Genomic DNA, 760 nt, shown 5'->3' on the forward strand with positions numbered 1-760 from the left:
CTTCTTGCCGGTGAGCTTCTGGATGCGGGCGTTGATGCCCCAGCCGGTGACGCGGAAGAGGGCTTCGACGAGGATGTTGCGGCTCATCTTGGAGGCGCCGAACTCGCGCTCGATGAAGGTGATCGGGACCTCGACGACCTTGTAGCCGGCCTTGACGGTGCGCCAGGCGAGGTCGACCTGGAAGCAGTAGCCGGCCGAGGCGACCTCGTCCATGCCGAGGCCGAGGAGGGTCTCCTTGCGGAAGGCGCGGTAGCCGCCGGTGACGTCCTTGATCGGGACGCTGAGCATCATCCGGGAGTAGAAGGAGCCGCCGCGGGAGATCAGCAGGCGGGACTTGGGCCAGTTGACGACCTTGCCGCCGGGGACCCAGCGGGAGCCCTGGACGAGGTCGGCGGTGCGCAGGGCGGTGAGCAGGCGGTGCAGTTCCTCGGGCTGGTGGGAGCCGTCGGCGTCCATCTCGACGAGGACGTCGTAGCCGTTGTCGATGCCCCAGCGGAAGCCGGCCAGGTAGGCGGCGCCCAGGCCTTCCTTGCCCTTGCGGTGCATGACCTGCACGTTGGGGTCGTCGGCGGCGAGCTTGTCGGCGAGGTCGCCGGTGCCGTCGGGGCTGTTGTCGTCGGCGACCAGGACGTGGACCTCGGGGACGGCGGCCCGGACCCGGGAGACGATCCGCTCGACGTTCTCGGCCTCGTTGTAGGTCGGGATGATCACCAACACCTTGCCGAGATCGGCGAAGGTGGTCTCCTTGGGGGCAGTCACG

The 760-nt window shown here is 68.7% G+C and carries 1 protein-coding gene; it reads right to left on the reverse strand.

Translation table 11 applies throughout. The annotated features are described in order from the left end of the window. Positions 1–759, reverse strand: a 759-nt coding sequence (locus ABD330_RS32375; protein ID WP_344469893.1) for a polyprenol monophosphomannose synthase, incomplete at its 3' end; no start/stop codon positions are given. Position 760 lies beyond the last annotated feature (1 nt).

It is taken from the genome of Kitasatospora kazusensis (assembly GCF_039529945.1).
In the GTDB taxonomy this organism is placed as follows: domain Bacteria; phylum Actinomycetota; class Actinomycetes; order Streptomycetales; family Streptomycetaceae; genus Kitasatospora; species Kitasatospora kazusensis.